Here is a 13,247-nt window from a genome sequence, read left to right as displayed (position 1 = left end):
CTCCCTGCCCGTGGCCCGGCTGACGCCCGCCGCCCCCGCGAGCCCGACACTCCGGAGCCCCGTGCCCGTGGCCCCCTCGGCGCCGGCCATGGCCGCGGCCGTGGCCATCAACCACCTGCGCCCCGCGGACGACTCGCTCTTCGAAGTGCCGGTAGCCGGCTTCACGTCCGCCGCCAACTCCTTCGTGGAAGGCGAACACCGCGTCATCATCCACACCGTCGAAGGACAGGTGAAGCGCGGCACCATCCGCGACGCGGACCTCCTGGAGGACACCATCTCCCTGGAGCAGCAGAGCGGCTTCGCCCCGGAGCGCATCCCCGGCAAGCGCGTGAAGGCCATCTTCTTCATGCTCGCCGCGGGCGCGCGTCAGCCGCAGGCGGAGGGCTCGAAGATCCGCGTCACCTTCAACGACGGCCGCCAGGTGGCCGGCTTCTCCCAGGACTTCAAGGGCCCCACCCCGGGCTTCTTCGTCATCCCCGCCGACACCCGCACCAACACCGCGCGCATCTTCATCTACCGCGCCAGTGTGCAGGCCGTCGCCGAGGGCTGAGCGTCACTCCCGGGGGCGGCACGGCCCGCCCCCACCGCGCACAAAAAAGAGGGGCCCCGGTCACCCGAGGCCCCTCTCTTCATTTCAAGACTGGGACGAAGACTACTTCTTGTCCGTGGCCGACGGGGCCGCCGCCGCGTCCGGCTTCTTCGTGGTCTCCAGGTCCAGGGTGATGGTCACCTCGTCACCCACCGCCACGCCGCCGGCCTCCAGCGCCTTGTTCCAGGTCAGGCCGAAGTCGCTGCGCTTGATCTTCGTGGTCGCCACGGCGCCGCGGCGCACGTTGCCCCAGGCGTCCTTCGTCTCCGCCGTCGGGCCTTCCACGGCCAGCGTCACGGGCTTGGTCACGCCGTGCATCGTCAGGTCGCCCGTGACGTTCAGCTTGTCCTTGCCGGCCTTCGCCACCTTCGTGGACTTGAAGGTGATGGTGGGGAACTTCGCCGTGTCGAAGAAGTCAGGGCTCTTCAGGTGCTCGTCGCGCTTGGGCTCGTTGGTGTTGATGGTGGTCGCGTCGATGGTCGCCTCGATGGTGGACTTGGTGATGTCCTTGTCATCCAGGTTGACGTTGCCCTTCACGTTGCTGAACGTGCCACGCACGTTGGACACCATCATGTGCTTCACGGCGAACTGCGCGCCGGAGTGCGACGAGTCGATCTCCCACGCGGACGCGAAGGCAAACGAGGGGGCGGCGACGGCGAGCAGCGTGATGGCGGACTTGAGCGACATCTTCATGGTGTGGACTCCTTGAGGTTGCGGACTGCGAGGTTCAGGCGCGCAGCGCGAAGCTGCGCATGGACAAGGTTCCGTGATGGAAGCCCTCGAACACCGGGGTGATGCGGTCCTCGGGGAGGGCAGCTCCGAGGACGAAATAAATGGGCAACCAATGCTCGGCAGATGGATGCGCAACCCGCGCATTCGGTGCATCCATCCATGACTGAAGCCCAAGGAAGTCACGTGCGGCAAGTTTTCCGGCGACCCACGCGTCGAACTCGGCGGCCCATGGTTCAGCGGACGCCAGCTTGTTTCTGAAATTCACCCGGCGAAGGTTGTGCACCACCCCGCCGCTCCCCATGAGCAGCACGCCCTCCGAACGCAAAGGACGCAGCGCCTCGCCCATGCGCGCCACCTGCGCGGGCGTCGCGTCCGCCGGCAGCGCCACCTGCAACACGGGCACGCGCGCCTCCGGGAACGCATGCCGCAAGGGCACCCAGACGCCGTGATCCAAGCCGCGCTCGCCATCCGCCACCGCGGGCACACCCGCGGAGGACAATCGCGCCACCACGTCCTCGGCCAGCGAAGGAGCGCCGGGCGGTGCGTAGCGCAGCCGGTACATCTCTTCCGGGAAGCCGTAGAAGTCGTAGACGAGCGGCGGAGCGGCCATCGCCGTGACGTGCACGCGCGCGTCCGTCTCCCAGTGCGCGGACACCACCACCAGCGCCTTCACCGCGCCCACGCCGTCACCGAAGCGCTTGAGCGCCTGGGGATACTCGTCCGCGTCCAGCGCCGTCATGGGCGAGCCGTGCGAGACGAACAGCGCCGGCGCCACCTGCCGGACGACCGAGGGCCCAGGCCCCATCACTCCCGCCACCCCGGCGGCCGCCACGCCCTGCAGCACCTCGCGTCTGTCCACCCCGGTAGGCATCGTGGCGGCTTGTACTGCAACCCCAGGACCAACGCATCCGACATGGCAACCACTGATAATTGCTCGACATCTCATTCCAGCGCTGTGAAACGACTCTCAGATTGATAGAGATGCACCTCAGACTGAAACACCTGGGAGAGACGTCGTGGCGGGTCTGGAAGGTTTGGACTTGAAGGAGCTCCTGGCGCTCGAGCCGAAGGGCGGAGTCATCCGCTTCGCCGGGCAGCGGGCGCTGTTGATGGACCCGGTGGCGCTGGGCCTCCTGCGCAAGGAGCTCATCGGGATGCTGGGGATGACGGCCGCGCGCGGCATCTTCACGCGGCTGGGCTACGCGCACGGCTGGCGCACGGCGGAGGCGATGAAGACCGCGGTGCCGTGGACGGATGAAGCGGAGTGGCGCCGCTCGGGTGGCCGGCTTCACACGCTGATGGGCCAGGTGCGCGTGGAGCGCATCGAGCGCACGGACAAGGACGGTCCGGAGCCCTTCGCGGAAGCGCAGTGGAGCGACTCCTATGAGGCCGAGCAGCACCTGCTCCACCTGGGCCAGGCGGAGGAGCCCGTGTGCTGGAGCCTCACCGGCTTCGCGTCCGGCTACCTGAGCTACTGCAACGGCAAGCCCATCTACTGCGCGGAGCTCAAGTGCGTGGGCAAGGGCGACGCGTTCTGCCACATCGTGGGCCGCCCGGAGGCGGAGTGGAGCACCGAGTGCACGGAGTTCCTGCGCTTCTATGAAACGCAGTGCATGGAGGGCGTGCTCGGACAGGTGACGGAGGCGCTGCGGCAGGCGGAGCGCAAGCTGCGCGCGAAGCGCCAGTCGCTGGCACGCGTGTCCGGCGTGACGGAAGACCCCACGGGCATGGTGGCGCGCTCGGAGGCCATGCAGCGCGTGCTCAACCTGGCGCGCAGGTCAGCCAAGGTGGACACCACGGTGCTCGTCACGGGCGAGAGCGGCGTGGGCAAGGAGAGAATCGCCCGGCTCATCCATGACGAGTCCGGCCGCTCGCACAAGGCCTTCATCGCCGTGAACTGCGCCGCGGTGACGGAGAGCCTCCTGGAGAGCGAGCTGTTCGGCCACGCGAAGGGCTCCTTCACCGGCGCCACGCACGACCGGCCCGGCCTCTTCGAGGCGGCGCACGGCGGCACCCTCTTCCTGGATGAAGTGGGCGAGGTGCCTCCCGCCATGCAGGCCAAGCTCCTGCGCGCCCTCCAGGAGCGCGAGGTGCGCCGCGTGGGGGAGAACACCAGCCGCAAGGTGGACGTGCGCGTGGTGGCGGCCACCAACCGCGAGCTGGCCGAGGAGGTCCGCCTGGGCCGCTTCCGCCAGGACCTCTTCTACCGTCTGCGCGTCATCGAGCTGCGCATCCCGCCCCTGCGCGAACGCCGTGAGGACATCCTCCCCCTGGCGCGGCTGCTGCTGGCGGAGACCGGCGAGAGGCTGGGCCGCCGCGTGAATGGCCTGTCCCCGGACTCGGCGGATCAACTGCTGCGCTACACGTGGCCGGGCAACGTGCGCGAGCTGGGCAACGCCATCGAGCGCGCGGTGGCGCTGTGCGAAGGCCCGCGCGTGGAGCGCGACGATTTGCCAGAAGAGGTGCGCGCCGCGCCGCCCAGCCTGGTCCCCACCGGCAACCCGCGCCGGCTGGAGGACATGGAGAAGGAATACATCCTCGCGGTGCTGGCGCAGAACGGCGGCAACCGCTCACGCACCGCGGAGCAGTTGGACATCGGCGTGGCCACGCTCTACCGGAAGCTCAAGCAGTACGGCCACCCGGAGGCCGCGCACTGAGCGCGCGGCCCCTGGTCCTTCAGTCCCTCAGTTGAGGAACTGGTCGCGGTCCGACGGGCGGTTGCGGTCGACCACGCGCAGGTGCTTGGAGCGGTCGCGCAGCTGCCGCTGCAGGCGCCAGTGCTGCAACTGGAGCATCAGCCGCTTGGGGCTCGCGCCGCGCACGTACACGAACACCAGCACCAGGCCAAAAATCTCTGGCGCCACCGCGCGCCAGGAGCCCGCGGTCAGCATGTTCAGCACCGTGAAGCCCGCGCCAATGGCCGCGAACCAGTTGCCCGTCAGCGGGATGCCCCAGAAGTTCGTCTGCCCCTTGCCGATGACGAGCCCGTACGCCACCCACAGCACCGCCGTCATCACGGAGCCGCCCGCGTAGACGCTCATGGGCATCACCAGGGCCAGCGCCGTGGTGATGAGGCCCGCGACGAACGGGATGCCCACCGCGACCAGCAAGAGCCGCTTGCCGCCCCAGGTGGACTCCAGGAAGCCACCGATGGAGAAGATGATGAGGCCGCCGAAGAGGATGCCCAGCGCACCGGTGGCCACGAAGGCGTAGGTGACCAGCTCCCAGACGCGGAAGCGCAGAATCACGTCCGCCGGGTTGAGCAGCAGCAGCCCGCCCTGCCCGCGTGAGGTCGCCAGGAACAGGGCGGAGATGCCCACGAACGCGATGGCAAGCTTGGCGGCCATCGAATCCAGGCTCGGGAACATGTCGCCGAAACCGCCGCCGCCTCGATTGAAGCCCCGCATGGGTCGCATAGAGGCCCAAAGGTGGTGGAACCCCGCCCGGTCCGCAACCCCAAATCCAGAAACGATGAAGGGCGCCCCACCCTGGTGTCACCAGGGAGAAGCGCCCTCGCATCCCACGCCTTCGCTGTACCTGCCGGGCCGCTAGACCTTGTGGCGGTAGAAGAGCGTGATGGTCAGACAGTGAAACTCCTTGTCCGAGGACTGCGTGACGATCTTGTCCACGATCTCCACGGCGGAGTTCTCCTTCAGCCACTTGGTGATGTTCTCACCCATGTTCTCGCGATCGCGCGCGAGCGTGGTGGAGAACACCTTGACTCCCGTGAAGCTGATAACGGCCATTCCACCCTCGTGTCACCAGAGATTACAAATGTTTACCCCGAGTCGGGGGCGCCATCAAGAAACGGGCCCGACAATCCGGCCTGGGAGCCGCCTCCCCTCTCGGGGAGTCCATCGGGGAGGGGGGCCCGCCCTCCGTCCACCCGCCGACAGTGCGGCGGGGGGCGTGGGCGAACGGCCCCGGCTTTTCAGCGACCGGCGGCGGCGCGCCGGGCCTGACAGGTGACTTCATCCTTGCAGGCGGGACCGATGCCCTCCGGGTGGGCCGTCAGGGGCGTCTTGTCGCTCTCCTCCACACCGCACACCACGCAGCGGCGCTTGCGGTTGCGGCGCTCGGCACGGCGCTGCTCGGCGATGGCCTTGGCCCGCTCGCGGGCCGTCTTCGCGTCCACCTCGTTGCTCATCTCACCACGTCCCGTCCGGATGTCGTCTGCCCCGTACCCCGTCGCCACGTGCGCTCCTAGAGCGCCTCGACCAGCACCGCGATGCCCTGGCCGCCACCGATGCAGGCGGACCCGATACCATAGCGGGCGCCCCGGCGCTTCAGCTCGTACGCCAGCGTCATGGTGATGCGGGCCCCGGAGGCGCCCAGCGGGTGGCCCACGGCGATGGCGCCGCCGTTGACGTTGGTGGCGTCGCGTGGCAGGCCCAGCTCCTTCTCCACCGCCAGGTACTGGGGCGCGAAGGCCTCGTTGACCTCGAAGAGGTCCACGTCCGACAGCTTCGCGTCCGCGCGCTTGAGCAGGTTGCGGATGGCCGGCGCGGGGCCAATGCCCATGATTTTCGGGTCGCAGCCGGACACGCCCCAGTTGACGAGCCGCGCCACGGGCTTGAGGCCGTGCTTCTCCACGAACCCGCGCGTGGCCATGACCATGGAGCCCGCGCCGTCGCAGATACCGCTGGCCGCGCCCGCGTGCACCACGCCGTCCTTCTTGAACACCTTGGGCAGCTTGCGCAGCCCCTCCACCGTGGTCTCCGGACGGTTGTGCTCGTCCTTGGAAACCACCGTGTCGCCCTTCTTGCCCTTGAGCGTCACCGGCGCGATTTCATCCGCCAGCCGGCCCGCCTCCTGCGCCGCGGCGAAGCGCTTCTGGGTGAGGACGGCGTACTGGTCCACGTCGTCCTGCGTGAGGCCGTAGTCCACCGCCAGCTGCTCGGCGGTGAGCGCCATGGGCTGGCCGGTGTAGCTGTCCGTCAGGGCCGTCCAGAGCATGTCCTCCAGGCCGCCCTTGCCCAGGGGGATGCCCCAGCGCGCGCCGCGGATGACGTGGGGCGCCTGGCTCATGGACTCCGTGCCGCCCGCGAGGACGGCCTCCGCGCCGCCCGTCAGCATCATCTCCGCGGCCGTGACGAAGGCCTGGAAGCCGGAGCCGCACAGCCGGTTGACGCCCAGCGCGGGCACCGGCACCGGCACGCCCGTGCGCAGGCCCACGTGGCGCGGCAGGTAGATGGCGTCCGAGCTCGTCTGGACGACGTTGCCGTAGACCACGTGCTCGATGAGCTCCGGAGAGACGCCCGCCTGGGCCAGGGCCGCCTTCGCGGACTCCACGGCCAGGTCGGTGGCGCTCAGGTCCTTGAGGCTGCCGCCGTAGGTACCGAACGGGGTGCGCTTGCCGGACAGGAAGTAGATTTCCTCGTTCTTGGACACGCTCTTCATGGTGCTCGTCTCCCTACTCTTCCGGGGCGCGCGGTGCACGCACGACGTGACGCGGAATAGCGTCCAGGGGGCCGTCAGCCCGCGCGCCGTCCCAGGAAGGCGCTGGCGACGATGGCAAGCGCGATGGCCGTCCACAACAGTCCCTGGAGGTTCTGGCGGCGGATTTCCTTGCGCCCCAGGCCCTGGTACCAGGCCCTGGCCACCTGGACCCGCCCCTCCCAGGTGAAGCCCTCCGGGCCCGCCGCTTCCAGCCCCTCGAGCCGTCGCACATGCGCGCGCAACAGGCGCTCCGGTGCGGCGTCCTCCAGCGACCCGGAGCGGTAGCCGGGCACGTCCAACGCGGGGCGGCGGTAGCTGGCCGTCACCACGAAGCCCCCGGAGGCCAGGGGGGTGAGCAGGTAGAGCCGGGGCAGCAGGTCTCCCCCTTCGTGCAGGGTGGCGAAGACGCGCTCGCCCGGGTGCGCCCAGTCGTAGGAGCGGGTGGCCTTCTGGAGGAGCGGCTTCTCCTCGTGGCTGCCCACCGGCGTGAAGCCCAGCGCTTGGAGCTGGCCCGCCAGGGGGCTCAAGGAATCCGGCAGGTCCATCTGGTCCGCGGGGGCCTCCGGCTCCACCCGGACCGAGTGGGGGAAGAGGTAGAGCAGCGCGCGCCAGAAGTTGAGGAACAGGAGCACGCCGGCCAGCACCAGCCCGGCGACGGCCACCCCCAGCTGCCCGAGCACGTTCACGGGCGGGGCTTTCCATCCTGGCGACGGGCCGCGGTGGCGGGCAGGTGCTGCCACTTCGCCAGGTCCGCGGGGGTGAGCGGGTCGCGGCCCTCCAGGAAGCGCTCCAGGTGGCCCAGCGAGTCCACGCCCCAGAACATCTCGTCGTCCACCAGCACGGACGGCACGCCGAAGGCGCCCTGGGCGAGCGCGGCCTCCGTGTTCTTGCGCAGGCGGTCCTTCACCTCCGGCAGCTGGGCCCGCTCGAGCAGCGCCCGCGCGTCGAAGCCCGCGTCCGTCAGCACCGCGCCCACCTGCTCCGGCGTCTCGATGCCCCGGCCCTGCCCCCACGCGGCCGAGTAGAGCGCGGTGGTGAGCCGCGTGCGCTCCGCCACGTCGTCCACCGCCGCCGTCACGCGCAGGGACAGCAGCGGGTTGAACGGATGCGAGGGCGGCAGGGTGAAGGGCGCGCCCTGCTCATGCGCGATGCGGAACGTCTGCTTGAAGACGTAGACGCGCTTGGCGGGAATCTCCGCCGGGCCCACGGAGCCCACGGCGTTGAGCAGCCCCGCGAGCAGCACCGGCACGGGCTCCAGCACCCGGCCGTGACGCTCCGCGATGGCGGGCATGCGGAGCCAGGCGAGGTAGGCGTACGGGGACAGGTAGTCCAGGCAGAAGCGCAGGGGGGAGGAAGCCATGCGCCCATCCTAAGCACGACCCGGCCGTCAGGCGCTCTGCTTCACGTCCTCGTGCTGGCGCGACAGCGGACCGCGCAGCGACTGGGCAAGCTGTTGCAGGTGCGTGGCCCGGGCGGAGGCGAAGGCCCGCTCGGCGATCTCCAGCTCCCGCATCGCCTCTTCCGGCGTGCCGTGCCGCTCCGCGTGCTGCATGTACACGAGGCCCATCTGGAGCACGTTGCCGGTGGACTCCGCCAGCAGGCGCGCGTGGCGCAGGTGCGCGTCCCCCTCCTCCTGGGACACCAGCGGCGCCAGGGCGCGGCGGGCCAGGATTTCGTCCCAGGGGTTGGCGAAGCGCGGGTCCAGCGCGCGCTCCAGCGCGGCCTCGGCGGCGGCGAGCGCGGCGGGCAGCCGACCCTGTTCCCTCTCGAAGCGCGACTGGTACACGCGCACCAGCGTCTCCATGCGCAGGCCGCCCTTCTGAGCGGCCTCCAGGGCGCGGGGCAGCGACTCGCGCGCGGCGGCCGCGTCCTCGAAGAGCACGTCGCGGCACGCCTGGTACACCTGCACGTGCGCGCGCAGCCAGCGGTCCTCGGGCAGCACGAGTGAGAGCGCCTCGCCGCGCGACACCACCGCGGCGACGAGCTCGTGCTCGCCTCGCTCCAGGTAGTACGGCGGCGTGAAGAGGGCCAGGTTGCGCTCCATCAACCGCGGACTGCCCAGCCGCCGGACGAGCTCCGTCTTCTGCGCGAGCGCGGACGCGAACGCGGCGCCGTCGCCGGTGAAGGCCGCGCGCGCCACCTGCGCGAAGAGGTGGTAGGCGCGCACGTCGGTGAAGCCCTGCGCCTCCGCCAGGTGCAGCCCGTCCTTCAGCAGCGCTTCGTCCAGCGGCTCGCCGCGCAGGGCCAGGTTCACGTTGAGCAGGTAGCCGCCCATGCCCAGCGCCCACGCCAGCCGCCGGGGCGGACGCCCCACCGCGTCGCGGAACTCGCGCAGCCGCTGCACCTGCTTGCGCTGCTCGGCCACCCCGCCCGCCCAGTGGCCGGTGTACGCGCACAGCGTCGAGCGCGCCACGGACAGCCCCGCCCGGTACGGAGAGTCCTCCGGGTGCTCGGCGGCCACGCCCGCGATGAGCGCCTCCAACTCATCCGTGCGCCCCAGGATGGCCAGCGCCATGCCCTGGAGGATTTGCAGCTCCGAGCGCTTCCAGAAGACGTCCACCGGCGCCATCCGCCCGTCCGCCGACACCTCGCGGAAGAGCGGGATGAGCAACTCCTCGCGCTCCGCGGGCGTGGCCACGCGGGCGGACTCCAGCCGGGAGAGCGCCTCGCGCCGTCCGGCCTCCACGTCCACAGTGGCCGCCCAGTGCGCGAAGAGCCGCTCCGCGTACGCCACCGACGTCGGCGGGTCGCTGGAGTAGCCCACCTCCACCAGCGACACCCACGTGCGCAGCAACTGCTCCGAGCGGCCCGGGAAGTCCGGCGCGGACTCCAAAAGCCCCGCCGCTTCTTTCAGCAGCAGCGTGGCCTCCAGCAGCGCCTCCGCCTCGATGGCTGCCTGGCCCGCCTCCAGCAGCGGCTGGATGGCCTCCGCGGGCGCGTCCGAGCGAGCGAAGTGCCAGCCCACCGCGCGCACCACGCCCGAGCGCCCCGAGGGCAGCGCCTGGAGCACCCGCGCCACCTGGCCGTGGTACGTCCGGCGCTCCGCCTCCGGCGTGCTGTCGTAGACGGCCTGGTGCACGGTGTCGTGCGTGAAGACGTACCGGCCCTCCACGTCCTGGAGGAACTGCCGCTCCACGATGCCGTCCAGCACGGCGAACAGCTCCGCCTCCGGCAGGCCGGACAGCGCGCGCAACAGCGGCAGGTCCAGCATCCGGCCCGCGGGCGCCAGCTTGCGCAACAGCGACACCTGCTCCGGCGGCGCGTTGGCCAGGCGCACCAGCACCGCCTCCTGGATGCTCGCGGGAAGCCTCCGCGTGCCCAGCCCCTCTTCCGCCTCCCAGCGCCCGCCCACGCGCTTGAGCGCGCCCGCCTCCACCAGCATGCGCAGGCATTCCGTGGCGAAGAAGGCGTTGCCGCCGGTCGTCTCGTGCAGCCGCTGCACGAAGCCCTCCGGCACGTCCAGCCCCGGCAGCACCAGCCCCACCAGCTTGGCCACGTGCTCGGCGGACAGGGGCTCCAGGTCCATGCGGGACGTGAGCTTCTCGTCCACCGTCTGGAACGCGAGGCTCAGGCGCGACAGCTCCTGCGAGCGGAACGTGCCCACCACCACGCCGCGCGTGCCGTGCAGCGCGCGGATCAGGACGTTGAGCGCCTCCAGCGACGCGCTGTCCGCCCACTGCAGGTCCTCGAAGCACAGCACGAAGGACTGCCGCCCGCCGAGCGTGTGGGTCCACTCCGTCAGCGCCTCGAAGAAGGCGGCCTTCTCCGCGGAGCCGTCGCGCGGCAGCTGCTCGTCCTGGTCGCCCTCCAGCACCTCCGGCGACAAGAGGCGCGCGAGCGGAGCCTTCACCCGCTCCATCAAGTCCGAGGGCGTCTGCGGCACCAGGCAGCGCAAGGCCTGCGCCACCGGCGCCAGCGGGGACAGCCCTTCCGCGCGGCACTGGCCCCGGCCGAAGGGCAGCTCCGCCAGCTTCGCCTGGAGCTCGAACTCCTGGAGCAGCCGCGTCTTGCCCACGCCCGCGGGGCCGCCCACCAGCATCGCGCGCGACTGGCCCCAGTCCGCCTCCGCCAGGCCGTTCATCAGCCCTTCCAGCTCCGCCTCGCGCCCCACCACCTCCGGCACGTGCAGGTAGCTGGCGCGCGCGGACAGCGGCTCCTCGGGGACGGGCTCGCCGCTGGCGTGGCAGAGCGCCTCCAGCAGCTCGCCCGCGTCCTGGAAACGCTCGCGCGGGTCCTTCGCCATCAGGAGGAGGATGATCTCCTCCAGCTGCGGATCCACCGGGCAGAGCGTGGAGGGGCGCGGCGGCGGACGCGTCAGGTGATCCGCCAGCAGCACCGCGGGGCTGTTGCGCTTGAAGGGCAGCTTGCGGGTGGCCAGGTACCAGGCCATCACGCCCAGCGAATACAGGTCCGCGCGCCCGTCGATGCTCGCGCCGCGCTGCCACTCCGGCGCCAGGTACTCCAGCGTGCCCTTCAGCTTGCCGGGGCTGGGCGTGCCCAACTGGTGCATCACGCCGAAGTCCATCAGCTTCACCGCGCCGGACTCGGTGATGCGCACGTTGCTGGCCTTGATGTCGCAGTGCACGTACAGGCGCGAGTGGATGAACGCCAGCACCTGCGCCATCTGGATCAACACGCGATACAGCGTGCGCGTGTCCAGCGGCGCGTCCCGCACCAGCGTGCTCAGGTCCTTGCCGCCCACCACCTCCATGGTGATGAAGCGGTTGCCGGCCTCCGTCATGCCCCAGTCGAAGACCTTGAGCGTGGACGGGTGCTGGAGCTTCTTCATGGCGAAGAACTCGTGCCGGAACAGCAGCACCAGCTCCTCCACCTTCGCCGCGGACAGCTCCGCGGGGACGTGCATCTCCTTGAGCGCCACGCGCCGGCGCTCCTGCAGGTCGTCCGCCAGCCAGATGCGGCCCATGCCGCCTTCGCCCAGCAGCGACTCCACGCGGTAGCGCCCGGTGACGACGACGCCCGGAATCAGCGAGCGCCGCTCTCCGATGCCCGAGCCCGGCAACGTGATGGGCGTACGCGCCCGATCCCCCCAGGTGCTCGGAGGGCGGGTGCGTTCATCCAATACCGTTGTCTTCTCGTCGTCGCTCACGAGCCAAAGGGCCGACCGTTTCGAGGCCAGGATCTGGATTCCAGAATCCAGACGTAGCGAGGAATAGCACGTTTCAGTGACACCGCCTCCGGGACATCCGAGCAGGTGCACGCTCTGCTGCCATTCTCTGTTTCACCGCCTCGCTGGAAGAAGACACGGAATCGCGCCCGGACGCCTGCTGGGGAGCCACTTCCCCACCCGCTCCCACGACACGCCCGCACGCGTGCACACCGTTCCTTCGAACCCCTGGGCCCGTCGCCCGAGGGAGGAGGGGAAGCGGCATGCGTGCATGGAAGCGGGGCGGCTCCATGGCCGCTACGTGTTCGTGGATCGCGGCCGGGACGGCGCACATCGCCCTTCCCGCACCTGGACGGCCAGGCAGGCGGCGTCCGCGCGCGCCGTCATTGCCCCGTCGCTCCGGTGCGGCCCACCTTCCCGTTGGAGGTGACACCATGGCTTCGGACAAGGGCTCCAAGAACTTCCAACCGCGCAACCGGGGACAGATGGAGGACGCGCTGGACCGCGGCGCCGCCGAGTTGGCCCGCGAGCGCTCCCAGGCCGCGACCCGCGAGGACGAGAACCCGGCCCCGCTGGAGGAGACGCGCTGGGAGGCGGAGGTGGAGCGCGGCGAGGAGTGGCAGGACCGAGAGGTGCCCGAGCGCGAGGCGCGGGGCGACGAGGAGCCGGACTCCGAGGTTTCCCGGCGGGGGCTCGTGAATCCGCCGCCCGAGGGTTAGCGGCGTTGGCGGCAAACCCGTGAGGTGGAGGCTTTCGGGAATTCTCACGGGTGGAGGGGGACCTCTTGCCCGGTGCGCACGGCGGGGGGATGCTGTGCGCGCCGTCCCCCTTTGCCGTCCGTGGTTGCCTCCCCAGGAGTCGATGCACCGTGAAGCCCAAGGTCCTCATCGTGGAGAACTCCTGGACCATGCGAGAGACGCTGAGGCTGCTCTTGTCGGGTGAGTTCGACTGCACGGTGGCCGCGGATGGAGAGACGGGGCTCGCGCACGCGCTGGCGCAGCCTCCGGACGTGCTCCTGTCGGACGTGAACATGGAGGGCATCGACGGCTACGAGCTGTGCCGCCGCGTGCGCGCGGAGCCCTCCCTGGCGCACCTGCCGGTGATGTTCGTCAGCGGCTACCCGCCACGCACGGACCTGGAGCCCGGGCAGCCCCAGCCTGACGCGTACCTGGTCAAGCCGGTGAAGCCGCCGTACCTCATCGCGCAGCTGCACGACGTGCTGCAGCGCGCGAGGGGCGCCACGGCCAAGGCCGCGGGCGAGGGCTGAGCCGGACGGACGCCGGGCGCGCGCGGGGGCCTCTGTCTCGGCGCGGACGCCGCACGCTTCTGTCACTGACCTGGGACACGGGGAGGGCTATACCT

12 protein-coding genes and 1 pseudogene are annotated in these 13,247 nt (G+C 70.7%); 4 read left to right on the top strand and 9 right to left on the bottom strand.

Annotation, left to right across the window (positions count from 1 at the left end; genetic code table 11):
• A pseudogene (locus D7X99_RS27975) lies at nt 1-550 on the top strand (hypothetical protein); the annotation flags it as partial.
• Between the two features lie 102 nt (nt 551-652).
• On the opposite strand, the gene D7X99_RS27970 reads toward D7X99_RS27975, so the two are convergent.
• Nucleotides 653-1,282 (bottom strand): YceI family protein, encoded by a 630-nt coding sequence (locus D7X99_RS27970; RefSeq protein ID WP_121780451.1) that lies wholly within the window; start codon nt 1,280-1,282, stop codon nt 653-655.
• A 34-nt stretch (nt 1,283-1,316) separates the two neighbouring features.
• Nucleotides 1,317-2,192, bottom strand: a complete 876-nt coding sequence (locus D7X99_RS27965) for a dioxygenase (protein WP_121780450.1) — start codon at nt 2,190-2,192, stop codon at nt 1,317-1,319.
• A gap of 145 nt (nt 2,193-2,337) precedes the next feature.
• On the opposite strand from D7X99_RS27965, the gene D7X99_RS27960 reads away from it, so the two are divergent.
• Nucleotides 2,338-3,978: a sigma-54-dependent Fis family transcriptional regulator gene (locus tag D7X99_RS27960; RefSeq protein WP_121780449.1), complete on the top strand. Its 1,641-nt coding sequence runs from the start codon at nt 2,338-2,340 to the stop codon at nt 3,976-3,978.
• Nucleotides 3,979-4,005: 27 nt separating this feature from the next.
• On the opposite strand, the gene D7X99_RS27955 is transcribed toward D7X99_RS27960, so the two are convergent.
• From D7X99_RS27955 to D7X99_RS27925, 7 genes are all read right to left on the bottom strand, one after another.
• On the bottom strand, nt 4,006-4,668 hold the full coding sequence (locus tag D7X99_RS27955) for a rhomboid family intramembrane serine protease (RefSeq protein ID WP_306414419.1): 663 nt from the start codon (nt 4,666-4,668) through the stop codon (nt 4,006-4,008).
• Between the two features lie 201 nt (nt 4,669-4,869).
• Nucleotides 4,870-5,067, bottom strand: coding sequence for a hypothetical protein (locus D7X99_RS27950; RefSeq protein ID WP_120581322.1), 198 nt, complete (start codon nt 5,065-5,067; stop codon nt 4,870-4,872).
• A gap of 185 nt (nt 5,068-5,252) precedes the next feature.
• Entirely contained in the window at nt 5,253-5,468 is a 216-nt protein-coding gene (locus tag D7X99_RS27945) for a hypothetical protein (protein ID WP_014399195.1), read from the bottom strand.
• Nucleotides 5,469-5,524: 56 nt separating this feature from the next.
• Nucleotides 5,525-6,721 carry an acetyl-CoA C-acetyltransferase gene (locus D7X99_RS27940; RefSeq protein WP_121760600.1) on the bottom strand — a complete coding sequence of 399 codons (1,197 nt, stop codon included), beginning with the start codon at nt 6,719-6,721 and terminating at the stop codon, nt 5,525-5,527.
• Between the two features lie 74 nt (nt 6,722-6,795).
• Complete coding sequence (locus D7X99_RS27935; RefSeq protein ID WP_121780447.1) at nt 6,796-7,446, bottom strand: hypothetical protein; 651 nt, start codon at nt 7,444-7,446, stop codon at nt 6,796-6,798.
• Nucleotides 7,443-8,120: a 2-hydroxychromene-2-carboxylate isomerase gene (locus tag D7X99_RS27930; RefSeq protein WP_121780446.1), complete on the bottom strand. Its 678-nt coding sequence runs from the start codon at nt 8,118-8,120 to the stop codon at nt 7,443-7,445. Before D7X99_RS27930 ends, D7X99_RS27935 begins: the two co-directional genes overlap by 4 nt.
• A 27-nt stretch (nt 8,121-8,147) precedes the next feature.
• Complete coding sequence (locus tag D7X99_RS27925) at nt 8,148-11,747, bottom strand: serine/threonine-protein kinase (RefSeq protein WP_121780455.1); 3,600 nt, start codon at nt 11,745-11,747, stop codon at nt 8,148-8,150.
• A 572-nt stretch (nt 11,748-12,319) separates the two neighbouring features.
• Here D7X99_RS27925 and D7X99_RS27920 point away from each other — a divergent pair.
• Together D7X99_RS27920 and D7X99_RS27915 are read left to right on the top strand one after the other, a co-directional pair.
• A complete protein-coding gene (locus D7X99_RS27920; protein ID WP_121780445.1) occupies nt 12,320-12,604 on the top strand; it encodes a hypothetical protein in 285 nt (94 codons plus the stop codon).
• 149 nt (nt 12,605-12,753) lie between these two features.
• Entirely contained in the window at nt 12,754-13,152 is a 399-nt protein-coding gene (locus D7X99_RS27915) for a PleD family two-component system response regulator (protein WP_121780444.1), read from the top strand.
• Nucleotides 13,153-13,247: the final 95 nt, after the last annotated feature.

The organism is Corallococcus sp. AB032C (genome assembly GCF_003668935.1).
GTDB classification, from domain to species: Bacteria; Myxococcota; Myxococcia; order Myxococcales; family Myxococcaceae; genus Corallococcus; species Corallococcus exiguus.
This window is presented reverse-complemented; position numbering and strand designations above follow the sequence as displayed.

What these genes read in the sequence shown, in the direction of transcription:
- D7X99_RS27970 (WP_121780451.1), bottom strand. Translation starts at nt 1,282, where the DNA reads ATGAAGATGTCGCTCAAGTCCGCCATCACGCTGCTCGCCGTCGCCGCC.
- D7X99_RS27965 (WP_121780450.1), bottom strand. Translation starts at nt 2,192, where the DNA reads ATGCCTACCGGGGTGGACAGACGCGAGGTGCTGCAGGGCGTGGCGGCC.
- D7X99_RS27955 (WP_306414419.1), bottom strand. Translation starts at nt 4,668, where the DNA reads ATGGCCGCCAAGCTTGCCATCGCGTTCGTGGGCATCTCCGCCCTGTTC.
- D7X99_RS27950 (WP_120581322.1), bottom strand. Translation starts at nt 5,067, where the DNA reads ATGGCCGTTATCAGCTTCACGGGAGTCAAGGTGTTCTCCACCACGCTC.
- D7X99_RS27945 (WP_014399195.1), bottom strand. Translation starts at nt 5,468, where the DNA reads ATGAGCAACGAGGTGGACGCGAAGACGGCCCGCGAGCGGGCCAAGGCC.
- D7X99_RS27940 (WP_121760600.1), bottom strand. Translation starts at nt 6,721, where the DNA reads ATGAAGAGCGTGTCCAAGAACGAGGAAATCTACTTCCTGTCCGGCAAG.
- D7X99_RS27930 (WP_121780446.1), bottom strand. Translation starts at nt 8,120, where the DNA reads ATGGCTTCCTCCCCCCTGCGCTTCTGCCTGGACTACCTGTCCCCGTAC.
- D7X99_RS27920 (WP_121780445.1), top strand. Translation starts at nt 12,320, where the DNA reads ATGGCTTCGGACAAGGGCTCCAAGAACTTCCAACCGCGCAACCGGGGA.